Here is a 24,323-nt window from a genome sequence, read left to right as displayed (position 1 = left end):
CGGGGGCCCGCGCGTCAGCAGGCGGAAGGCGAGGGCCCCGCGCCTCACCCGGCCCTGCCGGACCGCGCGCGGCAGGTGCGGCTCACCGAGCCCCTGCGCCCCCGCCCCGGGGCCCGGAGGACTCCTCATCGGCTCCACCGCCGCCGTCGCGCTCCTGCCCCGTGAAGATCCGGTCCAGATGGTGGCGCAGGACCCCGATGGCGGACTCGGGCTCGCGCTGGCCCACGAGGATGCTCGTGCCCATCGTCGCCGTCATCGCGAGGAGGCTGATGGCCTCCGTGCGCGCGTCGACACCGCGGTCGGCCGCACCGGCCTCCTGCGCCCGTGCGATCAGGCCGGTCACCGCGTCCTCGGCGGCGTTCGGGTTGTCGATGAACGGCTGGGCGGCGAGCGCCTCGTCGGTCACCGACAGGATCGAGTAGGAGCTGTAAAGGAGGTGGAAGGTCCGGCCCTCCTCGTCGGTCGGCAGGGAGGCCAGCAGCAGGGCCTCGATGGTGGCGCGCGGACCGGGATCCGGGCCGGCCGCGGCGAGGCGGGCGCCCACCCGCGCCGTGAAGCGCTCGGTCAGGTGCTGGAGCCCGTAGAAGAGCAGGTTCTCCTTGGTCTGGAAGTAGTACTGGACCAGGCGCAGGGACACCCCCGCCTCCGCCGCCACGTCGCGCATTCCGACGGCGTGCAGCCCCCGCCGGCCGGCGACCCGGACGAGCGCCTCGGCGATCTGGGCACGGCGTTCCTCGTGGTCCACGCGTTTGGGCATCGGTGGGGTCTCCGGGGGTGAGGGGCTGGAGCGGCTCTTCATGGTACCGCCGTACCAAATGCATGGTACGGTCGTATCACGAACGACGGATCTTCCATGGAGGTGCCCCGTGCCCGAGAACGCGACCCGAGCGCGCCGCGACATCGGCCGCTACGTCAACGACACCCTGCGCGACCGGTACTTCGCCACGTGCGACACGCTCTACGCGATGGGCGCGCCGATCCGCTCCGAGACGGACGTCGAGACCAGCTTCGGCACCACGCACGTCTACCGGCACGGTCCCGCCGATCCGGCCGCCGAGTCCCGCACGCCGATCGTGCTGATCCACGGATCCGGCTACTGCTCCGCCATGTGGTACCCCAACACCCCCGCGCTCAGCGCCGATCGGCCCGTCTACGCCCTCGACACCCCCGGCGACGCGGGGCGCAGCGTGCAGCGCGAGCCCATGTGGCAGCCCGAGCGTGCCGCCCAGTGGCTGGACGAGGCCCTCGACGCCCTCGGCCTCGACCGCGTGCACCTCGTAGGAGCCTCGTACGGCGGCTGGCTGGTCATCAATCAGGCGCACCTGCGTCCCGGCCGGCTCGCCTCGGTCACCGCCCTCGACCCCGGCGGGCTGGAAAAGGTCGGCCTGCGCTTCTTCGTCTGGATCTTCGCGAGCCTTTTCGCCAGTTACGCGCCCAAGGCGCTGCGGCCGCGCCTCGCCGCATGGCTGGAGCAGCCGGTCATCGTCGTCCCCGAGATGCGCGAGTGGATCCAGGCCGGCGCCCGCGCCTTCAGGATCCGCCGGCCCGCGCCCCTTCCGCTGACCGATGCAGAACTGGGCTCCATCCGGACGCCGTTCTACCTGATCATGGGCAAGCGGAGCCTGCTCGTGCATCCGAAGAGGCAGCTGGAGCGCGTGCCGCGCGTGATTCCCGGGGCCCGTGCCGAGATCATCGCCGCGACCGGGCACGGACCGCAGATCGACCACCCCGACATGGTCAACGCCCGGATGCTGTCCTTCATGGAGGACGTGGACTCCCTCGCACCCGCCGCGGGCACCGGCGCCTGAGGCCTCCCGCGCGCACGGCCCGCTCCGCCCGCCGGCGCCACCTCGGGCGAGATCCCGTCGCGGCGCCGAGTGAGGCGCAGGCGCCGCTGCGGGGAGGGCCCGACCCGCCTCGTGGCTCCGCTCGTCACCCGAAAGTGGGATGCGATGCGGTGCGCGGCCCAGGGGGCCGCGCCGGTACCGGCGGGCCGTGGGGACGCCGTGCACGGTGGGGCGCGCGGTGGTGCGCTCCGGGCAGGTCCGAGCCCTCCCGCGCTTGTCGCGTGACGTATGCGCAGGCAGGAACGACAGCAGCCCCCAGAACGTCAGGAGACGTGCATGTCCAACGCCGTGGAGCCGGTCGCGCCGGTCCTGGAGCCCGCCGCAGCGGCCCTCGCGAAGGCGACCGACAACCCGCCCTACCTGTTCCAGCTGCCGCCGGCGGAAGGCCGGAAGGCGGTCGACGACCTGCAGTCCGGCGACATCGCGAAGCCCGCGGTCGACGAGGAGTGGATCACCGTCCCGGGCGGCCCCACGGGCAGCGTCCGGACCCGCATCGTCAAGCCCGCCGGCGCCACCGGAACGCTCCCCGTCGTCCTCTACATCCACGGCGCCGGCTGGGTGTTCGGCAACGCCCACACCCACGACCGCCTGGTGCGCGAGCTCGCCGTCGGCGCGAACGCCGCGATCGTCTTCCCCGAATACGACCTGTCCCCCGAGGTCCGCTACCCGGTCGCCATCGAACAGAACTTCACCGTCGCGCGGTGGGTGGTCGAGCAGGGAGCCACCCGCGGACTGGACACCGCCCGCATCGCCGTGGCGGGCGACTCCGTCGGCGGGAACATGAGCGCCGCCCTCACCCTCATGGCCAAGGAGCGCGGAGGCGTCCCGCTGCTCCAGCAGGTGCTGTTCTACCCGGTGACCGACGCCCGCTTCGACACCGACTCCTACCACCGGTTCGCCACCGGGTACTACCTGCGCCGCGACGGCATGCAGTGGTTCTGGGACCAGTACACGACCGACGAGGCCCAGCGCGCCCAGATCACCGCCTCCCCGCTGCGCGCCACCACCGAGCAGCTCACCGGCCTTCCGCCCGCGCTCGTCATCACCGGCGAAGCCGACGTACTGCGCGACGAGGGCGAGGCGTACGCGAACAAGCTGCGCGCGGCCGGCGTCGCGGTCACCGCGATCCGCTTCCAGGGCGCCATCCACGACTTCGTCATGCTCGACGCGCTGCGCGAGACCCAGGCCGCCGAGGCCGCGATCGGCCTGGCCGCCCGCACCCTGCACACCTCCCTGTACGGTGCCTGACCGCCCGGCCGGCGGGATCAGCCGGTGCAGGTGATCGAGAAGGGGACCGGGTTGGAGGTGGCGCGGGTGGGGCTCTGGAGTTCCACGGCCATCCCGGTGGCCAGGGTGCCGGATTTGGCGTAGGTGGTCAGGCGTACGGTGTCGCGGCCCGTCGGGTCGGCCTTGCTCCCGATGGACAGGGTGCGCCAGTGCGGGTCCACCACCGAGCCGTCCCCGGACACCCAGCGGTAGGAGATCAGGGTCGGCTCGGACGCGCTGAACGTCACGGTGAACGCGGGGGCGCGGTCGGCGGGGACCGGGCAGCCGCCGGTGTAGACGGTGTTCGCGCCCGCCACCGACATCCGTACGCCCGAACCGGGCGCGGCGCCCCGGCCGATGGCGGCGCCGGTGCCGGTCGGGGCGCCGCCGCCGGTCCCCGTGCCCGTCCCGGTCCCCGTGCCCGTCCCGGTCCCCGTGCCCGTCCCGGTCCCGGCACCGGTGAGGGCGTAGGCCAGGCCGCCGGCGGTCAGTACGCAGGCTGCCGCGCCGGCCGCGACGAAGGCCGCCGTACGACGCCTGCGGGGGAGGGCGGCGGCCGGGGCGGGCCTGTGCTCCGCCAGGCCGGGGGAGGCGGCCGTGGTGGCGTCCGGGTCGCGGGCGATGTGCCGCAGGGCCTCGGCGACCTCGGCGGCCGGGGTCCGCTCGGCGGGCTCCTTGCGCAGCAGACCGGCGATGACCGGGGCGAGCGGACCGGCCCGGGTCGGGACCGGCGGTTCCTCGTCCACGACGGCCCGCAGGGTGCCGAGCGCGCTGTCCTGCCGGAACGGGGAGGTCCCCTCCACGGCCGCGTACAGCATCACGCCGAGCGACCACAGGTCCGACTCGGGGGCCGAGGAGCGGCCCAGCGCCCGCTCCGGCGGCAGGTACTCGGGGGAGCCGACCACCTCGCCGGTCATGGTGAGGGCGGTGCTGCCGTCGACCGTCGCGATGCCGAAGTCGCTGAGCACCACCCGTCCGTCCGCGCCGAGCAGTACGTTCGCCGGCTTCACGTCCCGGTGCTCCACCCCGGCGGCGTGCGCGGCGCGCAGCGCGGACAGCACCTCCGCGCCGACGTGCGCGGCGTACCGAGGCGTGAGCGGCCCCTCGGAACGCAGCAGGTCGGCCAGCGACTGCCCGCGGATCAGCTCCATCACGATCCAGGGCCGGTCGTCCTCCGTGACCACGTCGTGGACCGTCACCACGTTGCGGCCGGGTATCCGCGCCGCCGCCCATGCCTCCCGCTCCAGCCGGCCGTACATCCGCGCGAGGTCGCCGGCCCACAGACCGGCCGGGGCCCGCACCTCCTTGACGGCGACCTCGCGCTGCAGGGTCTCGTCACGGGCCCGCCACACGACGCCCATGCCGCCCTCGCCGAGCCGGGACAGCAGCCGGTAGCGGCCCGCGACCAGCCGCTGCCCGTCCGGCGCACCGGGTGTACCGGGCACGGCGGCATGGCGGCCCGTGCCCGCGGTGGCGGCCGCGAGCGGGGTCTCCGTCACGGTCTCGGTCTCGCTGTCCTCGTTGCGCATGGGGGCGGTTCTCCCTCTCGATCCCGGCCGACGTGAGCATCACGTACGGGCCGTGACCCCGGTTCAGCGGATGAGAGGAAATTTTCAAAGTTGGTTGAACCAAATACGTTATCGATCGCGTGATGGCAGACGTACGAACAGTCAACAGCAGCGACGCCCGTTAGGAGTTGCAGTGCCATCGGTCATCGTCGGGCGCACGGGTCCGTTCACCGGGCAGAGCGTGGTTCTGGGCAGTGAGCCCCTCACCTTCGGTCGCAAGAGCGACAACGGCGTCGTGATCGTCAGCCCCAGCGCCTCCCGGCTGCACGCCGAGATCCTCGTGGAGGACGCCGGATACGTCCTCCACGACCGGGACAGCCGCAACGGCACGTTCGTCAACGACCAGCGCATCAGCCGGCACGCCCTGCGCCCCAACGACTGCATCAGGATCGGCGACGAGACCTTCCTCTACGAGGCGCAGGACTCCATGGAGACGCTCATCGACCTCTCCCTCCTGGACGTCCCCCGGCCGAGCGCGGCCGACCCCGGCACGCTGCGGGTGACGATCACCGGCGGCGGCCCGGTGGGCCTCGCCTTCGCGCTGGCACTCGATGAGATGCTGCCCGGCCGCACCGCCATCACCCTCTACGACGGCCGCTGGACCAGGAAGGGCCCCGAGATCGTCTGGAAGGACGAGACCCAGGGCAACTTCCGCCGCCAGCAGGTGGTGACCGTCCAGAGCCGCCAGTACCTCGCCCTGTCCGAGGAGGTCCTCTCCGCCCTGTTCGACGACGCAGGCGCCTACTCCGAGATGTGGCCCGTCGGTCCGGACTCCGTCGACGGTCGGCCGCCGCGCAACATCCGCATCGCCCACATCGAGGACCGGCTGCTGGCCCTGGCCAACCGACGGCCCGCGATCCGCCTCGTGCCGAGGCGCTTCGAGGTGGAGGAGCAGCAGAACCGGCTCACCCAGGAACACGTCCTCGTGGTCGCCGAAGGCGGCCGCTCCCGCACCCGCGAGCACTACGCCGACCGCTTCGGCGCGGCCGACGCCTCCATCTACTCCCTCGACGGCGAGCACCTCCAGGACATCGTGCTCGGGCTGCGCGTCAAGTCGAAACTGCCGGACCCGATGAGCGTGCTGCTCACCGTGTCGCAGAACCGGTTCCTGCTCAACTCGCTGCGTGGCGAGGGCTTCCTGAACATGCGGCTCACCCGGGAGGAGGCCAGGAACGTCATCGGCATCGACCCGGTCCGCCAGGTCTTCGAGGAGTGCATCGCCACCCGCCCCTGCCTGATGAGCCGACAGGAGGAGGACAACGAGTTCCGCTGCCCCACCCACGGAACCCTCTTCCTGCCCGCCCTGCTGCGCAGCTCCCCGCTGTGGAAGGAGATCCGGCAGGGCCTGAGCCTGTTCGGGGTGGCCGAGGACGACCTGTCCGCCATCACGTCCTTCCGGCTGGACATGGTCCAGCGCCCGCGGTTCACCGCCCAGCTGCGCCGCCCGACCGCGAGCAGCCCCGGCACCTACGGCTTCCTGCTGGGCGACGCGGCCAACGCCATCCACTTCTGGCCCGGACGCGGCCTCAACAGCGGTCTCGCCTCCGCCACCTCACTGGCCCGCTCGCTCAGCCGCGCCTGGCGGGGCAAGCCGCTGCGCGACGCCGACTTCATCCGGCACGAGGCAGCGATGTCCATGCTCCAGTACCGGCACAAGAGCCGGGCCTGGAACGCCATGGTGACCACGGACGAGCAGGGCGTCACCCGCGCCATCAAGGACATCATCGCGCGCAGCGCGGAAGCGGGGTCCGGCGCGGGGCCCGGTCCGGCTTCCGGTGGGGCTTGCGGTCCGGCGTCCGACGGGGCGCCCCGCGCCGCCGCGGACGGAAGCGATCTGGACGCGCTGCTGGAGCGGATGGCCGGGATCCGCGACCGGTTGGGCGCCCGGCTGCCCGGCCTGCCCACGGACGACGAACTCCGTTCCCACCTCGCCCCGATCTCCCCGCTGACCCTGCGCACCCTGCGGGAGAGCGGCGCCTGGGACACCCTGATCGTCGGCGGCGAGGAGGCCGACATCGACCTCTTCTACCAGTCGGACTCCCCGGTCTACGTCCCCCGCCCCGCCGACCCCCGAGCCCTCCCGCTCGCCTAGGGGCTGCCCTTCGGAGCGGTCATTTCCGGACACAGCGGTGCCCCGGCGGTTCTGATCGCCGGGGCACGGCTGTGTCCGGCCCCGGCTGTGGTCGGGCGGGGGCAACCTGTACCGCCAATTCCTCGTCTTGCAGCGCGACTTGTGATGTTTCCCCGCGCCGCGTGTTTCGAGAGGCCCCCACCGTGCCCGTCGCCCGTACCCGTTTCAGTGTCCTGTCCGAGGACTTCGCCGCCGATCCCTACCGCTACTTCGCGCCCTTGCGGAACCAGGCTCCCGTGCACTACGAGCCGGCGATCGACAGTTACTTCCTCTCGCGCCACGAGGACGTCAAGCGGGTGCTGACCGACCACGAGGCGTTCACCACCGAGACGCTCCAGGTGCGCGCCGAGCCGGTGATGCGGGGCCGGGTCCTCGCCCAGATGACCGGAGCCGAGCACACCGCCAAACGCAAGATCGTCGTACGGGGCTTCACCGGCCCGGCGCTCCAGGAGCAGATCCGCGCCATCCGCGCCAACGCCGCCGAACTCATCGCCCCCTTCCTCACCCGCGGCCGGATGGACCTCGTGAACGACTTCGGCAAACCCCTCGCCGTCCAGGTCACGCTCGACGTCCTCGGCCTGGAGAGACGGGACTGGCGACAGGTGGCCGCCTGGCACGGCGGGATCGCCGAGTTCATCACCAGCATGGACCTCACCCCCGAGCGCCGCCGGCACTGCATGGACTGCGCCGAGCAACTGGAGGCGTACCTGCTCCCCGTCATCGAACAGCGGCGCCGCCACCCCGGCGAGGACCTCGTGTCGAGACTCTGCGCCGCCGAGTTCGACGGCATCGGCATGAGCGACCGCGATGTCACCGCACTGATCTTCAACGTCCTGGTCGCTGCCGCCGAACCAGCGGACAAGACCCTCGCCCTGCTCTTCAAGCACCTGATCGACCGCCCCGAGCAGTTGGCGCAGGTCCGCCGGGACCCGGACCTGCTGGGCGCGGCGATCGCCGAGACCCTGCGCTTCACCCCACCGGTCCAGCTCGTTCCCCGCCGGGCCGGGCAGGACACGGCGTTCGCGGGTGGCACCGTCCCGGCCGGTGCCACCGTCTTCTGCATGATCGGCGCGGCCAACCGGGATCCCGCCGCCTTCACCGACCCGGACTCCTTCGACATCCACCGCCCGGACCTCGGCGTCGCCCGCTCCTTCACCGCGGCGGCGCAGCACCTGTCCTTCGGCACCGGACTCCACCAGTGCGTCGGCGCGGCCTTCGCCCGCGCCGAGATCGAGACCGTCGCCGCGATGCTCCTGCCCCTGCTCGACCAGGTCCGCCACAGCCCGGGCCTCCGCTACCAGGAGGCCGGCCTGTACACCCGGGGCCCGGTCTCCCTGCCGCTGGAGTTCACCCCCGTCCGCGCCGGCGAACGGCGCCTCGGACCCACCCTCTGACCTCTCCATTAGGATCTCCGTTCGACCCGTCGCATCCGGGTCGCGCACAAGGAAGTTGGGAGCCGCCATGGTGTCCGTGGGGGAAAGGCTGAGCAGCGCGCGCGTACGGGCCTTCGTCGGCCGGGAAGAGGAACTCGGGCGCTTCGGCGAGGCTTTGGCCGGGGAACCGCAGGCGCCGTTCGCGTTCTACGTGTACGGACCGGGCGGTATCGGGAAGTCGACGCTGCTGCGGCGCCTGGCGGACCACGCCCGTGCGGCGGGCCGGCTGCTCGTCGAACTCGACGGCCGTTTCGTCAGCCGGGACCCGGCCGATTTCGAGCGCGCCGCCGGACCGTTCCTGGACGTTCCGGGAACGGTCCTGTTCGTGGACTCCTTCGAGTACTGCCAGTGGCTGGAGAGCCGGCTGTGGCAGCACTTCCTGCCGCGCGCCGCGGACGACGCCCTCGTCGTACTGGCCGGCCGGCGCGCCCCGCAGCCGCAGTGGGCCGCCGACCCCGCCTGGTCCCGGCTCCTGCACGTCACCGAACTGGAGCCGTTCTCCGAGGAACAGGCCCGCAGCGTACTGGTGTCGGCGCACATCCGACCCGAACTGCGGGACCGCGTACTGCGCTTCGCCGGGGGCAACCCGCTGGCCCTCTCCCTCGCCGCCGCGGGGGGATCGGCCGGCTGCGGCCGGGAGGAGATCTGGAGCCCGACGGCGGACGTCCTGCGCACCCTGCTGGCCGGGCTGATCGGCGAGGTGCCCACGGCGGCCCACCGCCGCGCCCTGGAGGTGGCCGCGCAGGCCCACTCCACGTCCGAGGAGCTGCTGACCACCGTTCTGCCCGGAGAGGACGCCCACCTGCTCTTCGCCTGGCTTCGGGAGCTCCCCTTCATGGAGTCCACCCCCCGGGGGCTCCACCCGCACGACGCCGCCCGCGAGACCCTGGCCGCCGATCTGCGCTGGCGGGCGCCCAACGCCTTCGAGACGATGCGCCGGCGCCTCGCGGACGAGTACCTGCGCATCCTGCGCGAAGCACCCGAGGAGCGGGTGTGGACCGTCACCGACGAGCTCTTCTACCTCTTCCGGGAGGGCGAGACCCTGGCCCGGCTGCGGTCCTGGTCCCGGGAGGAGGAGGTGCACGACCGCCCCCTGCACCCCGATGACCTCGACCACGTGCTGCGCATGACCGAGGAGACGGAAGGGGCCGCCTCCGTCGAGCTGGTCCGCTACTGGGCGCAGCGCCAGCCGCAGGCCTTCAGCGTCTACCGGCTCGTGAGCACCGGCCGGATCGTGGCGTTCACGGCCCGGCTGGTCCTGCCGGGCCCTGCCGACCCCCAGGACCTGGCGACCGACCCCGTCGTCGCCGCCGCGTGGCGCCACACCGACGCCGCCGGGCCGGTGAGCCCCGGCGAACACATCGGCGTCAGCCGCTTCTCGGTCTACCCCGAGCGCTACCAGGTCCCCTCGCGCGTCATCGACCTGAGCAGTTCCCGGGCCCAGGCGGAGGCGGCCCGGGCCCGCGGGCGGGCGTACGGGTTCGCCGTCTACCGGGACGCCGAGACCTGGGCGCAGCGCGTCGAGGGCACCCTCGCCGACACCGGGGCGCGCCCGCGCGTCGGCGACCACACGTACGGGGTCTTCGGCGTCGACTGGCGTCAGGTGCCCGTGGAGGCATGGCTCATGCGCTTCATAGCGCCCAGCGAGGAGCCGGTGCGCGCGGGGCCCTCGCCCGTGTCGCGGACGGCCTTCGACCAGGCCGTGCGCGAGGCGCTGGCCCACTGGCGCGACGCGGGCGCCTTCGCGACCTGCGCCCTGCTGCGCAGCCGTCTCGCCGCCGACTTCGCCGACCCGGTGGGGGAGCTCCGCGCCCTGTTGCGCCAGGCCGTCGACGACCTCGCCCGGGACCCGCGCGGAGCGCGCGCCCGCGAGGCGCTGACGGCGGGCCACTTCTCCGGCGCGCCCACCCAGGAAGCCGCCGCCCGCCGCCTGGGCCTGCCGTACGGGACCTACCGCCGCCACCTCCGCCAGGGCCTGGACCTGCTCTGCGAAGCCCTGTGGCAGCAGGAGCTGCACGACCCCCGGTAGCGGCCGTCGCGAGCGCCCGGCGAGCCCGGGCAGACAGCGCGGACAGTGCGGGCAGCGCGGGCGGCGCGGACAGGAATGGACAGGAGTGGACAGCGCCCGTCCGCGCCGGGCCTGGAGAGTGGACAGCGTCCGCGCCGAGTCTGTGCGCCATGAACGTCGCACGCACACGGACACTCCCGCCAGTACGTCGCCCCGCCGCCCCGGGGGGTCCTCGCGGCACTCGCCGCCGCCCAGTTCACCGTCATGCTCGCCACCTCGATCGTGAACGTGGCGCTCCCGCAGATCAGAGCCGGCACCGGGCTCACGGACAGCGGCACCACCTGGGTGGTCAACGCCTACGGCCTGGCCTTCGGGGCGCTGCTCCTGGCGGGCGGCCGGGCCGCCGACCTCCTCGGCCGCCGCCGGGTGCTGATCGCCGGACTCGGCCTGTTCGCGACGGCCTCGCTGGCGGCGGGGCTGGCCACCTCCGCCGGCGTGCTGATCGCGGCCCGTACGGCGCAGGGCCTCGGCGCCGCCGCCATCGCCCCGGCCGCCCTCGCCCTGGCGATGGACCGGTTCCGGTCGGGCCCCGGGCGCGGCCGGGCCCTGGGCGTGTGGGGAGCGGTCTCCGGCGGGGGAGCGGCGGGCGGCGTCCTGCTGGGAGGCGCGCTCACCCAGGCCTGGGGCTGGCCCTGGATCTTCCACTCGGTCGCGCTCGGAGCGGCCCTGGTCCTGGCCGCGGTGGCCGTGTACGTGCCGCGGGACGCCGGACGGAAGTCCGGTCGCTTCGATCTGCCGGGCACCGTCACCGTGACCCTCGCGCTGACCGGCCTGGTGTGGGGCCTGACCACCGCGCGCGCGGCGGGCTGGACCGACGCCCGGGTCCTGGGCGCCCTCGGCGCGGCCGCCGCGCTGCTCGCGGCCTTCGCCGTGATCGAGCGCCGCCGCCCCGACGCCCTGGTTCCGGCGCGCCTGTTCGCCACCGGCCGGGTGGCCGCGGGCAACGTGCTGATGGCCCTGCTGGGATCCGTGTGGATCGCCCTGTTCTTCTTCCTGCCGCTCTACCAGCAACAGGTCCTCGGATCCGGCCCCTTGGCCGCCGGAATGGGCCAACTTCCGCTGGCCTGCGCCCATATGCTCGGATCCTCCCTCGCGCCCCGGGTCGCCCGGCGCCTCGGAGCCACCGTCACCGTGACCGCGGCCCTGCTGACCGAGGCCGCCGGACTGCTGTGGCTCTCGCGCATGAGCGCCGACGGAAGCTACGCCACGGACGTCCTCGGCCCGAGCATCCTGGTCGGCCTGGGCCTGAGCATCGCCTTCGTCCAGCTCACCGCACTCGCCGTGGAGGGGGTCCCGGGGCAGGACGCCGGTCTCGCCGGCGGACTCGTGAACACCACCCGGCAGGTCGGCGGAGCGGTCGGCCTCGCCGCCCTGGCCACCCTGGCCGGCTCCGTCACCGCCCACGCGTCCGCCGGTACGCCCCCGCTGGAGGCCCTCACGGCCGGCTACCGGGCCGCGTTCGCGGTCTCGGCCGCCGTACTGGCCGCCACCGCCCTCCTCGCCCTGCTCCTCGCCCGCCGCGCGAGGGCGCGCACCACGACCACGGCCGCGCCGCGGAGCGCCCGGAGAGCGCCCGCCCAGCGACCCACCCGGACCGCGCCCGCTCCTCCCACGTCCCCCGTCGAACACCACGCCTGAGCACACGTCACACCAGAGAAGGAGATGCGAACCATGACCACTGCCAAGCCGTACCTGACCGGTCACTACACCCCCGTCGCCGACGAGATCACCGCCACCTCCCTGACCGTCGAGGGCGCACTGCCCCCCGAATTGACCGGCCGGCTGCTGCGCAACGGGCACAACCCCAAGCCCGGAGTCACCCCCACCCACTGGTTCAAGGGCAGCGGCATGGTCCACGGCATCCGGCTGCGAGAAGGCCGCGCCGAGTGGTACCGCAACCGCTGGGTGCACACCCCCGCCTTCGACGGCGCTCCCTACATGACCGAGCACGGCCCCGACCTCACCGCCAGCACCGCCGGCACGCACGTCATCGAACACGCCGGACGCCTCCTCGCGCTGTGCGAGTCGAACCTCCCCTTCGAGCTCACCCGGGAGCTGGAGACGGTCGGCCCCCACGACTTCGACGGCAGACTGCGCAGCGCCATGACCGCGCACCCGAAGGAGGACCCGGTGACCGGGGAGCTCCACTTCTTCGGCTCTTCGCCGTTCCCGCCGTTCCTGACCTACTACGTCTGCGACGCCAAGGGCGCGATCGTCCACAGCGCCGAGATCCCTGGGGCGACCGCCTCCCTCAAGCACGACTTCACCATCACCCGCCGGCACGTGGTGTTCGTCGAGGGGAACGTCACCTTCGACCCCACCGAGCACTCCGGCATCCCCTACGGCTGGAGCGACCGGCAGCCCGCCCGCATCGGGGTCATGCCCCGAGGGGAGGACGGGGCCCGGCACATCCGCTGGTTCTCCATCGAACCGGGCAACATGCTCCACGTCTCCAACGCCTACGAGGACGGCCGGGGCCGCATCGTCCTGGAGGGCCCCACCGTGGACCGCGAGGGCTTCCGGCTCTCCTGGAACTGGTGGATCGGCGCGCCCGACCGCGGCAGCGAGCCCGGCTCCCGCTCGTACACCCGCCGCTGGGAGATCGACATGGCCGAGGGCACGGTCGGCGAGCAGATCATCGACGACCTGGCGGTGGAGTTCCCGACCCTCAACGAGGACTACCTGGGCGCGGAGAACCGGTACCAGTACGCCATCTGCTTCCCCGACGAGAAGGGTTTCGGCGGTTACGGGGTGGTCAAGTACGACCGGACCACCGGCGCCCGCCGCATCCACCAGGTGGGCGACGCCCGGATGCCCAGCGAGGCCGTCTTCGTCCCCGCGGACCGTGCCACGAACGAGGACGACGGCTATCTGCTGACCGTAGTCTCCGACCTGAAGCAGGACTCCTCCCAGCTGCTGGTCCTCGACGCCGCCGGCCTCGACCGGGTCGCCACCGTCCACCTGCCCCGCCGGGTGACGGCCGGAATCCACGGCTCCTGGGTGCCCGACAGCGCCCTGGACGGCGCCACGGACTGACGCCAGGGTCAACGCGTACCTCCCGTCGGGGCGGCTGCCGGCCCGTCAGGCCCGGGCGGGGGCGGCCGCGACCAGGCTGCCGTCCGGGGTGCGCCGGACGAGTTGCCCGGTGCGGAAGTAGCCGTCGGCGGTGAAGGAGCGTGCGTTGACGTCGGGGGCCCGGTAGTAGCCGCGCGGGATGGCGGGGCCGCGGACGAGGAGTTCGCCGGGCTCCCCGTCGGGCACCTCCTGCCCGTCCGCGCCGACGATGCGGATCTCGTCGTCGGGAGACAGCGGGCGGCCCTGCGTGGTGAGTACGGTCTCGTCCGGGTCGCCCGGCCGGGTGAGCGCGAGCGGACCCTCGGCCGTGCCGAGGAACTGCTGCGGGCGACAGCCCCATTCGGCGGCCATGCGCTCGATGGTCGCCCGGGGCACGGGCGCTGCGCCTCCACCGACCTGCACGAGACGCAGGGCGCTCACGTCGGCCCCGGCCGCGGGGTGCGCGTCGAGCCACAGCAGCGCGGTGGCGGGCGTCACCGTCGTGACGGTGACCCGCTCCCGGGCGATGGCCGCCAGGCACGCGGCGGGGTCCGCTTCCTCGACCAGGACGACGGTGCCGCCGGCGGAGAGGGTGCCGACGATGCCGGGGCTGCCGAAGACGAGCGGTGAGGAGGCGGGCAGCGCGGCCAGGTACACGTCGCTCTCGGTGAGCGACACCAGTTCGGCGGTGGCCCGCGCCTGGTACGCGTAGTCGTCGTGCGTGCGCGGGACGAGCAGGTGCGCACCGCCGTCGGCGGCGGAGAGCAGGAACAGCGCCACCTGGTCGGCGCTGTGCGCGAGCGCCGGCCCGGGCGGCGAGTCGAGGGAGCCCAGCGGGAAGTAGTGGCAGCCTGCCGGGTCCGTCGAGAAGCCGCCGTACGGGGACGACTCACCCGGGGCCTCGAAGGTGAACACCCGCCGCAGGAAAGGGCCCCGGGCCGCGATGTCCGCGGCCATCGCCGTGTGGTCGAAGCCCCGGTACACCGAAGGGCCGACGTAACCGACGGCTTCCGTGACCCGCACGATGGGGGACACCTGGGCCGCGCGGTGGGAGACCGGACAGAGCACCGGGAGCGCGCCGATGCGCATCAGCGCGAAGACGGTGGTGACGAACTCGGGGACGTTCGGCAGCTGGACGACGACCCGCTGCCCGGGCCGCAGGCCCCGCAGCCGCAACCCCGCGGCCATCCGCTCCACGCGCCGGTTCAGGTTCGCGTAAGTGAGGCGGGTGGCGCCGTGTACGAGCGCGGTCCGCGGCCCGTACTGCAGGGCCCAGCCGCGCAGCAGGTTGTCCAACGTGTTGCCCCGCCAGTGGCCGGCCGCCCAGTAGCGGTCGACGAACTCCTCGGGCCAGGGGGTGCAGCCGGCGAGCATCGGTGCCATGCGTGTCCTTCAGTACCGGTCCGCGCGACCGGGAGCCCAGCGGATCCTGACCTGGCAAGCCAATCCCCCACCACCCGCACGGGCAAGGCGCTTTCCCCACCATCGCCACCTGGTCGCCTCGGCGGAAGGTCCAAGGAGGGTGGCGATCAGGACACGGGCCGCGGACCGGCGGCGGTTGCCGGTGCGCGGGTCACTGGTGCAGGTGCCGCGTCCAGTCCGGGGGGACCCGGCCGGCCGGGCCGGGGGCCGGCTGGTCCGCCGGGTGGGCGGAGGGCGGGGCGAGCGCGGGGCCGGACTCGTACAGGGCATCGGTGTCGTAGTCCCAGAACCACTCCTCGCCGGGCTCGAAGCTCTGTACGAGCGGATGGCCCGCGGACTTCCAGTGGGCGGTGGCGTGCTGCGCCGGCGAGGAGTCGCAGCAGCCGATGTGGCCGCACTGGGCGCAGCGGCGCAGGTGGAACCACCAGCCGCCCACCGCGTCGCAGTCGACGCAGCCGGCTGCGGCGGGCGGGACGCTCGGGTCGATTCCCTTGATGTGCTCTGTCATGCCGTCTCCTCGGGACTCTCGGATTCGGGATCGGTCAGCGGCAGCAGCACCTGGAACCGGGTGTCGCCCGGCGCGGATTCGACCTGGAGGCTGCCGTGGTGCTTGTTCACGACGATCCGCCAGGAGATGTCGAGGCCGAGCCCCGTCCCCTCGCCGACCGGCTTGGTGGTGAAGAAGGGGTCGAAGATACGGCTGCGGATGTCCGCCGGGATGCCGGGCCCGGTGTCGCGGAACTCCACCAGCAGCCGGTCGCCCTCGCGTGCCGTGCGCACGGTCAGCGTGCCCTCCCCGCCGGTGGTGCCGATGGCGAAGACGGCGTTGTCGATGATGTTCGTCCACACCTGGTTCAGCTCCGCCGGGTAGGCGGGCACCTCGGGCAGGGAGCGGTCGTAGTCCTTGACCACCCGCACCCCCCGGCCCATCTTTCCGGACAGCATCAGCAGGGTGCTGTCGAGGAGTTCGTGGACGTCGACCACCCGGTGCGGGGCGCGGTCGAGCTGCGAGTACTGTTTCGCCGCGTCCACGAGGTGGGAGATGCGGGTGGTGGAGTCGTTGATCTCGTCCATCAACAGCTCGGTCTCCACCGTGTAGTTGAGCCATCCGATGGCCCCCGGCAGGATGTCCTCGGCCACGGTCGCCGCCACCTGCTCCAGCCAGTCCGTGTCCAGCCCGGCCTGGACGAAGGTCGGCGCGATCCGCCACCCCTCCTGGATGCCGTGGTCGTCGAGCCAGTCGGCGAGCTCGTCCTCCCGGTCGGCGGCCTCCAGCGGGCTCAGCACCGCAGCCTTGGCCACCCGTTCGGCGGTGCGCTCCTGGATCTCGATGAGCTCGGCGAGCGCCTCGCGCGAGTAGGGGCCCCGGGCGATGACCGCCAGCTTGTGCCGCATCTTGTCCACCCGTTCCCGCAGCGAGGCGGTGGCCCGTACGGCCGCCGCGGCCGGGTTGTTGAGCTCGTGGGTGAGGCCGGCGGAGAGCGATCCCAGTGCCAGCAGCCGTTCACGCTGGCCGATGGCCCGCTGGGTGTTCCTGGAACCGAAGAACAGTCCTTCCAGCAGGTGCGCGGCCATCGGGAACCAGTCCCGCATGACGGCCGCGAACGACTCGGCGGGCAGGACGAAGAACCGCGTCGGCTCGGTCACCCGCATGGAGTTGGTGTACGTCTGCGGTACCTGGTCGCCCAGGTACGCCTGCATGGCGCCCGCGTACACGCCGCGCTGCGAGGTCCGGCTCACCTCGACGTCGTCGCCGCCGACCCGGCGGGACAGGACGACGGTGCCCTCCATCATCACGTAGAAGCAGGTGGCGGGATCGCCCTCGGTGTACACCGGGCCTGCCTCGAACCGCTCCACCCGGCCCTCCGCGCACAGCCGCCCGAGCTGCTCCGGGGAGAGCTTCTCGAACAGGAACAGCGAAGCGATCTCCTGCGGGCTGCACGGCATGGCCCGCCCGCTCATGACTGCTCCAGGTACCGGTGTACGAGCATCACGGCCATGGCTCCCTCTCCGACGGCGGACGCGACGCGCTTCGCGGACTGGGCGCGCGCGTCGCCCGCCACGAACACGCCGGGAATGTTGGTCTCCAAGTGGTAGGGCGGCCGGTCCAGTTCCCACTCGGCCGGCGGCCTGCCGTCCGCGGTGAGGTCCGGTCCGGCCAGGATGAACCCGTGCTCGTCGCGCAGCACCGTACCGTCCAGCCAGTCGGTCAGCGGGGCCGCGCCGATGAACACGAACATCCACTGGCAGTCGACGAGTTCGGTGGCCCGGCTGTCCACGTCCCGCAGCGTCAGCTGCTCCAGGTGGCCGTCGCCGTGCGCCTCCTCCACGACGGTCCGGGTCCGTACCGTGATGTTCGGCGTCTCCTCGATCTGCTGGATCAGGTAGTACGACATCGACGCCCGCAGGGACTCCCCGCGCACCAGCAGCGTCACCGACTTCGCTCCGCGCGCCAGGTACATCGCGGCCTGCCCGGCCGAGTTGGCCCCGCCGACGATGTACACGTCCTGCCCGTGGCAGGCGGCGGCCTCGGTGAGCGAGGAGCCGTAGTACACCCCGCAGCCGGTCAGCGAGTCACAGCCCGGGGCGCGGAGCTGGCGGTAGGAGACGCCCGTGGCCAGGATGACACTGTGCGCGGCCACCGCCGAGCCGTCGGAGAAGCGGACGACGCGCGCCGCGCCGTTCACCTCCAGCCCTGTGACCTCGCGGGCCGTCAGGATCTCGGCGCCGAACCGGCCGGCTTGGCGGCGGGCGCGCTCGGTGAGCTGCGCACCCGAGACGCCGTCCGGGAAGCCGAGGTAGTTCTCGATGCGGGAGCTCTGGCCGGCCTGCCCGCCGGTCGCCGACCGCTCCACCAGCACGGTACGCAGCCCCTCGGAGGCCCCGTACACCGCCGAGCCGAGCCCGGCCGGGCCGCCGCCGATGACCACGAGGTCGTAGAAGTCGGCGGTCGGGGTCGTCGCGAGCCCCACGTGCGCGGCCAGCTCGGCCGGCTCGGGCTCCATCAGCGCGGTGCCGTCCGGCGTGACCACCAGGGGCAGCCGCCGCACCTCCGCCCCGGCGGCCTCCAGCAGGCGCTGCCCCTCCGGCTCGTCGGAGGAGTACCAGCGGTACGGCACCTGGTTGCGGGCGAGGAACTCCCGCACGAGCGAGGAGCGCGCCGACCAGCGGTGGCCGACCACCTTGGTGGCGGGCACGGGCCGGTAGTCGCTGGAGCGCCACGCCGCGAGCAGGTCGTCCACGACCGGATAGAGCTTCTCCTCCGGCGGATCCCACGGCTTGAGCAGGTAGTGGTCGAGGTCGACGACGTTGATCGCGTCGATCGCCGCGTTGGTGTCCGCGTACGCGGTCAGCAGGACGCGCCGCGCTCCCGGGTAGATGCCGAGGGCCTGCTCCAGGAACTCGATGCCGTTCATCTGCGGCATCCGGTAGTCGGCGAGGATCACCGCCACCAGGTCGCCCCGCAGCTTCAGCTCGCGCAGCGCCTCCAGCGCGGACTCGCCGGACTCGGCGCGCACGATCCGGTGGTCGGCGCCGTAGTGGCGCCGCAGGTCACGGGCGATCGCACGGGAGACTCCCGGGTCGTCGTCCACCGTCAGGATCACGGTCCGCGCCGTTTCGGCGGCCTGTGCCATACGTCTCCACCCCGAGTGCTCTGGGCGGGCCGCATGGCGAGCTGCCCGCACCGTTTCCCGCCCATCGTATGTTCGATGGGCGGGGAACGCTCCGGAACGCCGCGACCGTGCGCTGCGGGTGCGCGCCCGGTCGCTCCCGGTCAACGCGTCCGCGGGAGGCCGAGCCGTGGCGTGGCCCGCGGGCGTCCCTCGGGGAGGGGCTGAAGGCCGCGAGGGCCGCACCTGCCGGCCGCTGCTCAGCGGACCGCCACCACCACGTGGCTGTTGCCGAACTGCCAGACCGTGCCGACGTGCTCGAAGCCCGACTCGCGCAGCAGTGCGAGGTGGTCGTTGAGGGTCAGCTTGTTGCCCTCGCAGTGCGGATGGGTGCGGCGGTCGCGGGCCGCGAGGAGGGGGGCCAGCTCGGGGTCGGCCCGTACGCCCGACCACCACGACTCCCAGTCCTCGTGCGCGAGGGCCTGCTGGCGCTCGGCGCGGCGCCGGCCGATGTCCACGGCCAGCTCGTGCACCTTGGGGGAGTCGGGGTCGAGGTGGTCGCCGTTGACGAGGACCCCGCCGGGGCGGATCCGCCCCGCCAGCTCCCGGTACGTGCGCCGCAGCGTGGCCTCGCCGAGGTAGTGCAGGGCGGTCGTCGAGACGGCGGCGTCCACCGGGCGCTCCAGCAGGAGGGCGTCGAGCCACCCCGGCTCCCCGATGCGCGCCTCGGCGAAGCGCAGGGCCGTTCCGTGGTGGGCCCGCCCCAGCTCCAGCAGCAGGGGGTCGGCGTCCACGCCCACGACCTCGGCGGCGGGCATCCGCGCGGCCAGGCGCGCGGCCAGCGACCCCGGCCCGCAGCCCAGGTCGAGGAGGAGGGGAGCGCTGCGGCCGCCGCCCACCGTGACGCGCTCGACCACGTCGGAGATGACGGTGAACCGCTCCTCGCGGTCGATCGCGTAACGCTGCTGCTGCCGCTCCCAGCGCTCCACCCACCGGCTGGCCGCCGGTACGGTGCCCACGCCGCCCATGCCGCTCGCACTGCCCACGTTCATGTCGCTGTCCGCTCGTGCTCCGCCGTTCCCACGGCTGTGAACCCCACATGAAAATCATTGCAGACTGCTGAGGGTGGCGAGCAACTTCTCCACCTCCTGCGACGTGTTGTGGACGTGCAGGCTGACCCGCACCGAGCCGTCCGCCTCCCCGGCACCCGCCTGGCAGTGGCCGTCGGAGCGCACCATGAACCCGTGGCCGTAGAGGATGAACCCGAAGTCGCGCGAGGGGATCTCGCGGTGCCGGAACGTCACGATGCTCCGCCGCCGCTGCACCTCGGAGCCTGCCGCCAGGCTGGAGCGGCAGCCGAGCACCTCGTACGCGTCCAGCCGGCTCAGGCCGTCCGTCAGCCGGGCCGCCAGCGCCACCGTCCACGCCTCGATCCGGTCCGTACCGGCCGCGTCGAGCCAGTCCAGCGCGGCCGCCAGGCTCACGATGCCGACGGTGTTCGGCGTGCCGGCCCACCCGCCCGGGCGAAACCGCGGCCCCCGCCGTCCGCGGGCCCACACGGCGCCCGTGCCCGGCAGCGCCATGGCCTTGTGCCCGGAGAAGACCACGAAGTCCACGTCGAGCGCGGCCACGGAGACCGGCAGGTGCCCGACGCTCTGCGCGGCGTCGAGGCAGATCGCCACGTCCGGACCGACCACCCGGCGGATCCGGTGCACGTTCATGTCGGCGCCGTACACGTGGTGCACGTGGGTGGCCGCCACGAAGCGGGTACGGGGGCCCACCACCGCCGCGAGCGCCGCCGGATCGTAGTCGCCGGAACCGTCCTGGTACGGCAGCTCACGGACCCGGATCCTGATCCCCTGCCGCTCCAGCGACTCCCGTACCTCCAGCCACGGCGCCAGATTCGCCTCGTGGTCGGCGAACGGCACGACGATCTCGTCCCCGTCCGCGAGCAGGCCCGCCAGCCACTCCCGGGCCACGGTCCGCAGCCCCTCGGAGGTCCCGCCGGTGAAGTGCACGGAGGAGAGGTCCGGCGCCGGATCGCCCAGGAACTCCTTCACCCGGTCCCGGGCCCGCTCCACCGCCGCGGTCGTCGCGTTGGCCCAGGGGTACGAGCCGCGGCCCGCGTTGGCGTTGGACGAGACGAGGTAGTGCTGCACGGCGTCCAGAACCGCACGGGGTTTTTGTGCGGTGGCCGCGCTGTCCAGGTACGCCAGCTCCGGATGGGCCACGATGATCGGGAACTGGGCGCGCAGCCGGCGCTGCCACGGGCCCAGCTCCTCCAGGACCTCCGCCGCCTCGGCCATGTCAGTCGCGCACCAGCGGCGCGCCCGCGTCCCGCCACGCGATGATCCCACCCGCGAGGCTGCGCACGTCGGGATGGCCCATCCGGGTCAGCAGCGCGGCATAGCGCGCCGACTGCTCGCCCACCGGGCACGCCAGGAGGACGGGCTGGCGCTTGCCGAACGGCAGGCCGCCCCGCACGACCTCGTCGAAGAGCTCGTCCACGATGTTGACCGATCCGTCGATGTGCAGCGCGGCGTACGCGAACGAGCTGCGCAGGTCGATCACCAGCGGCCGCTCCGCCGCGATCCACTTCTGCGCGTCCGCCACCTCGATGACCTGCGCGGCCCGGACCTCGTCGCCGGTCAGCGCGGACACGGAGTTGCGGGCGGGCGGGCGGCTTAGCAGTTCGGGGCGGCGCTGCTTGACGTAGCCGAGGTAGCTCTCGACCCGGTCGCAGACGATGAAGACCGCGGTCCTGCGCTCCCGCAACTGCGCGTCCACGGGGCGCAGGTGGCGCACGGTCCCGTGGTACGCGGCGCCGCCGGTGGGGCCGGCGAGGATGCCGCAGCGCCGCACCAGGGTGAGCATGCCGTCGATCGCGTCGTCGGCGCCGACCGACTCGATCGTCTCGTACGTCGCCGGGTCGAAGAGCCCGACCTCGTGGACCTCGTCGACATTGCGGATGCCGGGGATGAAGTCCGACTTCTCGCCCACCAGCCCGATCACCCGGACGGCCGGATCGTGCGCGCGCAGAGCCCGGGCCACGCCCGTGGAAGACCCGGCCGTGCCGACGCAGGCCACGAACCAGTCCGGGGCCCGGCCGTCCAGGTCCGCCACGATCTCCGGCCCCGTACCGGACTCGTGCGCCTCGGTGTTGAGGGCGTTGAAGTACTGGTCGGTGTGCAGGTGGGCGCTGCCGGACTCGTTCAGCCGCTGGTGGAAGAGGGTCAGCGGATCCTCGGTGTCCGTCGGGTCCAGGCATTCGCTGCGCCCGGGCAGCTCCTCGATCTCGGCGCCCAGCAGCAGGAGCAGGTCCTTGACCTCGGGGATGCGCATCCGGTTCGTCACGCTCTTGAACGACAGCCCGTGCATTCCCGCGATCACGGCCAGGGCCTTCGCCGTGTTGCCGCTCGACAGTTCGACGATCGCCTCGCCGCGCTCCCGGGCGCCGGGCAGTCGCGAGCGGGCCATGTTCCAGGCGGCCCGGTCCTTGACCGAGCCGAAGGGGTTGAGCATCTCCAGCTTCGCGTAGAGATCGATGTGGCGCAGGCCGTGCACGGCCGGATCGATGCGGACCAGCGGGGTGTTGCCGATGGCCTCGGTGATGCTGTCGTACCTCATCCACGTCCCCCCGAATCGGTGATCGGCCCGTACGCGTCGACCGGCCAGTACTCCTCGTCCAGACACCAGTGCCAGGCGCCGCCCTCCGACTGACGTACCGCCACCTTGCGTGCCACTGACTGCTGTTGGGCGTAGGTGGCGCTGAAGTCCATGCAGTACCCGGCGGTGTTGGCGAAGCCGAGCAGATCGCCCGGACGCGGCAGCCGCGGCAGGAACACCGTTCTGCGCGTGACCAGATCGACCTCCAGGCAGAGGTTGCCCATGAGGTGGACGCCGACCGCCTCCCCGGCTCCGGAGCCGGGGAGGCCGCGGGGGACGAGCACGGGGTCCATCAGGATCCCGTGGTCCTCCAGCGCCACGTCGCCGGCGTTCATGGCGAGGCGTACGAGCGCGGGGCCGGCGTCCGTCCGGCGTACCTCCACCACCCGGGCCAGGGAGAGCCCGCACTGGTCCGCCAGGGCCCGGCCCGGCTCGGTGTACAGGTCGTACAGGCTCTCCAGCAGCAGGGTCCCCAGGGACCGGCCCAGGGTGGGGGCGGGCTGGGAGAGCAGCGCGTCGAGGTAGCCGGCTCCGGCGACCGGGCGGTGGGCGGGATACAGGCTCAGGGCGCCGCGCAGCGTCCCGCCCTCGGCGTGCAGACCGTACCCGTGTCCGCCCCAGGTCAGCGGCGGGCGGCGGCCCAGCACCGCGGCGGCGAGCTCGCTCGTGTAGCGGTCCCACTGGGCGGCGTGCGCGAGGTAGCTGACGCCGAAGCCGCCGCCGATGTCGACCACGCGCGGCTGGAACCCCCGTAACCGCAGGTCGTCCATGGCGCGCAGGCAGCCTTCGAGGGCGATGGCCTTCTCGTCCGGGCTGGTGGTGTCGAGGTGGTAGGCGACACCGATCGGATCGACGAACGCGCGGTGGCGTTCGAGCAGGTCCAGCAGCGGTTCCAAGGCCTTCACGGAGGTCCCGAAGCGGCTCCGGCGGGAGAGCATCCGGGGTCCGGACGTCTCGAACTCGCTCAGCCGGAGCAGGACCTTGGGGCGGGGCAGGTCGTGGCGTCGTACGAGGCCCGCCAAGGAGTCCAGCTCGCCGGGACCGTCGGCGTTCACGGTCGCCCCCGACCGGGCGGCGAGCCAGAGGAACGCCGGGTCCTTGGGGCCGGTCGCCAGGACGCGGTCCGCCGTGAAGCCCGCGCCGAGGGCGTGCTGGAGCTCGCCGACGGACGCCACGTCCACCGCCGCCTCCGCCGTGGTGAGCCGCCGGACGAGGGAGCGGGAACGGTTGGCCTTGTGGGCGAAGAAGACCTGTCCGCCGAGCCGGTGGCGGCGGTAGACGGCTCGGAAGCCCTCGGCGTTCTCCGCCATCTGGTCGGGCACGAGGACGTTGAGCGGGGAACCGAGGGCGTCCACGAGCGTGTGCAGGAACGCGGCCGAGCCGAGCAGCGAGGCGAGCCGCGGCGCCAACCGCGGTTCCAGGTACAGGGGGCCGGTGTCCATACCAGCTGCTCCTCCCGCGCGCCGATCGTACGACGACATCTTTCGCGGTCCTGTTCATGCCCTGCTGGCAGGGTTTGGACGCCTGGCGCGGGGAGATGGCCGAAAGGCGACGGGGGCGGGTGCGCGCTGTTCAGAGGGCCAGGTGCATGAGGATCTCGTCGCGGTCGTCGCCCGGCGCGACCCGCAGGCCGCCGGGCCAGCGCCCGATCTCGTGCCAGCCCAGGCGGCCGTAGAACTCTTCGAGCCCCAGCCCGGCCCGGACGGCGATCTGCAGCTGCTCCAGCCCCATCTCCTGGCGGGCGAGCTCGCGGACCCGGCCCATCAGCGCCGTGCCGATGCCGCGGCCGCGGAAGTCGGGGTGGGTCATGACGTGGTTGACGGCCCCGCAGTGCGCGACGAGCGGGTGGGGGTCACGGCGCAGAACCAGCCACCCCGCGAGCCTGCCTCCGACGGTGGCGATCAGCAGGCGGGCCCGCCGCGGATCGAGCGCCCCGACGAGCCGGCCCAGGGCCGGGTCGGCCTGGCCGGTGCTCACCGGAGGCATCGGGAGCCCCCGCGGGATGACCGCGCCCCCGGTGTTGATCACTCGTACCCAGCAGTCGACGAGCTGTTCCCGCAATTCGGCGGAGAGCTCCCGGGGCCGGGTGATCTGCGTGAAATCGGGGGGCAGTTGCGCGGTCATGGCCGCAGCTTGCCAGACGCGGCCCCGGCCGGACCGCCGGACCGGCCGGGTGGAAGCGGTAGATCCACACCAGGACGCCGATGGTGACGACGAAGTGGAGCGTGGCGTAGTAGTAGTTCATGCCGACGACCAG

At 73.1% G+C, this 24,323-nt stretch carries 18 protein-coding genes; 7 read left to right on the top strand and 11 right to left on the bottom strand.

Annotation, left to right across the window (positions count from 1 at the left end):
- Positions 1-82 precede the first annotated feature (82 nt).
- The gene (locus ACS04_RS13370; protein WP_048476805.1) at positions 83-757 is read right to left on the bottom strand and encodes a TetR/AcrR family transcriptional regulator; all 675 of its coding nucleotides are present in this window, start codon (positions 755-757) and stop codon (positions 83-85) included.
- A 109-nt stretch (positions 758-866) separates the two neighbouring features.
- Between ACS04_RS13370 and ACS04_RS13365 the strand changes: the two genes are divergently transcribed.
- Positions 867-1,808, top strand: a complete 942-nt coding sequence (locus ACS04_RS13365) for an alpha/beta fold hydrolase (protein ID WP_048476804.1) — start codon at positions 867-869, stop codon at positions 1,806-1,808.
- Between the two features lie 315 nt (positions 1,809-2,123).
- Complete coding sequence (locus tag ACS04_RS13360) at positions 2,124-3,095, top strand: alpha/beta hydrolase (RefSeq protein WP_048476803.1); 972 nt, start codon at positions 2,124-2,126, stop codon at positions 3,093-3,095.
- Between the two features lie 17 nt (positions 3,096-3,112).
- On the opposite strand, the gene ACS04_RS13355 is transcribed toward ACS04_RS13360, so the two are convergent.
- Positions 3,113-4,642 (bottom strand): serine/threonine-protein kinase, encoded by a 1,530-nt coding sequence (locus ACS04_RS13355; protein WP_078864732.1) that lies wholly within the window; start codon positions 4,640-4,642, stop codon positions 3,113-3,115.
- A gap of 172 nt (positions 4,643-4,814) precedes the next feature.
- On the opposite strand from ACS04_RS13355, the gene ACS04_RS13350 reads away from it, so the two are divergent.
- The 5 genes from ACS04_RS13350 to ACS04_RS13330 all read left to right on the top strand — a co-directional run bounded on the left by ACS04_RS13350 (position 4,815) and on the right by ACS04_RS13330 (position 13,349).
- Complete coding sequence (locus ACS04_RS13350) at positions 4,815-6,773, top strand: FHA domain-containing protein (RefSeq protein ID WP_048476802.1); 1,959 nt, start codon at positions 4,815-4,817, stop codon at positions 6,771-6,773.
- Positions 6,774-6,955: 182 nt separating this feature from the next.
- Positions 6,956-8,206 carry a cytochrome P450, cyclodipeptide synthase-associated gene (locus tag ACS04_RS13345; RefSeq protein WP_048476801.1) on the top strand — a complete coding sequence of 417 codons (1,251 nt, stop codon included), beginning with the start codon at positions 6,956-6,958 and terminating at the stop codon, positions 8,204-8,206.
- A 76-nt stretch (positions 8,207-8,282) separates the two neighbouring features.
- A complete protein-coding gene (locus tag ACS04_RS13340) occupies positions 8,283-10,274 on the top strand; it encodes an AAA family ATPase (protein ID WP_209441692.1) in 1,992 nt (663 codons plus the stop codon).
- A 243-nt stretch (positions 10,275-10,517) separates the two neighbouring features.
- Positions 10,518-11,951, top strand: a complete 1,434-nt coding sequence (locus tag ACS04_RS13335; protein WP_048476799.1) for an MFS transporter — start codon at positions 10,518-10,520, stop codon at positions 11,949-11,951.
- A gap of 33 nt (positions 11,952-11,984) precedes the next feature.
- Positions 11,985-13,349, top strand: coding sequence for a carotenoid oxygenase family protein (locus tag ACS04_RS13330; protein WP_048476798.1), 1,365 nt, complete (start codon positions 11,985-11,987; stop codon positions 13,347-13,349).
- Between the two features lie 45 nt (positions 13,350-13,394).
- Here ACS04_RS13330 and ACS04_RS13325 read toward each other — a convergent pair whose 3' ends face one another.
- From ACS04_RS13325 to ACS04_RS13285, 9 genes are all read right to left on the bottom strand, one after another.
- On the bottom strand, positions 13,395-14,750 hold the full coding sequence (locus ACS04_RS13325; protein WP_053080761.1) for an AMP-binding protein: 1,356 nt from the start codon (positions 14,748-14,750) through the stop codon (positions 13,395-13,397).
- Between the two features lie 190 nt (positions 14,751-14,940).
- Positions 14,941-15,297 carry a UBP-type zinc finger domain-containing protein gene (locus tag ACS04_RS13320; RefSeq protein ID WP_048476796.1) on the bottom strand — a complete coding sequence of 119 codons (357 nt, stop codon included), beginning with the start codon at positions 15,295-15,297 and terminating at the stop codon, positions 14,941-14,943.
- A complete protein-coding gene (locus tag ACS04_RS13315) occupies positions 15,294-16,751 on the bottom strand; it encodes an ATP-binding protein (protein WP_048476795.1) in 1,458 nt (485 codons plus the stop codon). Before ACS04_RS13315 ends, ACS04_RS13320 begins: the two co-directional genes overlap by 4 nt.
- Positions 16,748-18,424, bottom strand: coding sequence for an NAD(P)/FAD-dependent oxidoreductase (locus ACS04_RS13310; protein ID WP_048476794.1), 1,677 nt, complete (start codon positions 18,422-18,424; stop codon positions 16,748-16,750). The genes ACS04_RS13315 and ACS04_RS13310 overlap by 4 nt, the downstream gene beginning before the upstream one ends.
- A 236-nt stretch (positions 18,425-18,660) precedes the next feature.
- Positions 18,661-19,452, bottom strand: a complete 792-nt coding sequence (locus ACS04_RS13305) for a class I SAM-dependent methyltransferase (protein ID WP_048476793.1) — start codon at positions 19,450-19,452, stop codon at positions 18,661-18,663.
- 54 nt (positions 19,453-19,506) lie between these two features.
- On the bottom strand, positions 19,507-20,706 hold the full coding sequence (locus ACS04_RS13300; RefSeq protein ID WP_048476792.1) for an aminotransferase class V-fold PLP-dependent enzyme: 1,200 nt from the start codon (positions 20,704-20,706) through the stop codon (positions 19,507-19,509).
- Position 20,707: 1 nt separating this feature from the next.
- Positions 20,708-22,027 (bottom strand): pyridoxal-phosphate dependent enzyme, encoded by a 1,320-nt coding sequence (locus ACS04_RS13295; protein WP_048476791.1) that lies wholly within the window; start codon positions 22,025-22,027, stop codon positions 20,708-20,710.
- Complete coding sequence (locus tag ACS04_RS13290; protein WP_048476790.1) at positions 22,024-23,508, bottom strand: type III PLP-dependent enzyme domain-containing protein; 1,485 nt, start codon at positions 23,506-23,508, stop codon at positions 22,024-22,026. The genes ACS04_RS13295 and ACS04_RS13290 overlap by 4 nt, the downstream gene beginning before the upstream one ends.
- 130 nt (positions 23,509-23,638) lie before the next feature.
- Positions 23,639-24,190, bottom strand: a complete 552-nt coding sequence (locus ACS04_RS13285; RefSeq protein WP_048476789.1) for a GNAT family N-acetyltransferase — start codon at positions 24,188-24,190, stop codon at positions 23,639-23,641.
- Positions 24,191-24,323 lie beyond the last annotated feature (133 nt).

Source organism: Streptomyces roseus (assembly GCF_001044425.1).
Taxonomy (GTDB): domain Bacteria; phylum Actinomycetota; class Actinomycetes; order Streptomycetales; family Streptomycetaceae; genus Streptomyces; species Streptomyces roseus.
This window is presented reverse-complemented; position numbering and strand designations above follow the sequence as displayed.

Excerpts from the sequence above, each read along its gene's own strand:
- ACS04_RS13370 (WP_048476805.1), bottom strand. The coding sequence starts at position 757 with ATGCCCAAACGCGTGGACCACGAGGAACGCCGTGCCCAGATCGCCGAG.
- ACS04_RS13360 (WP_048476803.1), top strand. The coding sequence starts at position 2,124 with ATGTCCAACGCCGTGGAGCCGGTCGCGCCGGTCCTGGAGCCCGCCGCA.
- ACS04_RS13355 (WP_078864732.1), bottom strand. The coding sequence starts at position 4,642 with ATGCGCAACGAGGACAGCGAGACCGAGACCGTGACGGAGACCCCGCTC.
- ACS04_RS13335 (WP_048476799.1), top strand. The coding sequence starts at position 10,518 with ATGCTCGCCACCTCGATCGTGAACGTGGCGCTCCCGCAGATCAGAGCC.
- ACS04_RS13330 (WP_048476798.1), top strand. The coding sequence starts at position 11,985 with ATGACCACTGCCAAGCCGTACCTGACCGGTCACTACACCCCCGTCGCC.
- ACS04_RS13325 (WP_053080761.1), bottom strand. The coding sequence starts at position 14,750 with ATGGCACCGATGCTCGCCGGCTGCACCCCCTGGCCCGAGGAGTTCGTC.
- ACS04_RS13320 (WP_048476796.1), bottom strand. The coding sequence starts at position 15,297 with ATGACAGAGCACATCAAGGGAATCGACCCGAGCGTCCCGCCCGCCGCA.
- ACS04_RS13315 (WP_048476795.1), bottom strand. The coding sequence starts at position 16,751 with ATGAGCGGGCGGGCCATGCCGTGCAGCCCGCAGGAGATCGCTTCGCTG.
- ACS04_RS13310 (WP_048476794.1), bottom strand. The coding sequence starts at position 18,424 with ATGGCACAGGCCGCCGAAACGGCGCGGACCGTGATCCTGACGGTGGAC.
- ACS04_RS13305 (WP_048476793.1), bottom strand. The coding sequence starts at position 19,452 with ATGAACGTGGGCAGTGCGAGCGGCATGGGCGGCGTGGGCACCGTACCG.
- ACS04_RS13300 (WP_048476792.1), bottom strand. The coding sequence starts at position 20,706 with ATGGCCGAGGCGGCGGAGGTCCTGGAGGAGCTGGGCCCGTGGCAGCGC.
- ACS04_RS13295 (WP_048476791.1), bottom strand. The coding sequence starts at position 22,027 with ATGAGGTACGACAGCATCACCGAGGCCATCGGCAACACCCCGCTGGTC.
- ACS04_RS13290 (WP_048476790.1), bottom strand. The coding sequence starts at position 23,508 with ATGGACACCGGCCCCCTGTACCTGGAACCGCGGTTGGCGCCGCGGCTC.
- ACS04_RS13285 (WP_048476789.1), bottom strand. The coding sequence starts at position 24,190 with ATGACCGCGCAACTGCCCCCCGATTTCACGCAGATCACCCGGCCCCGG.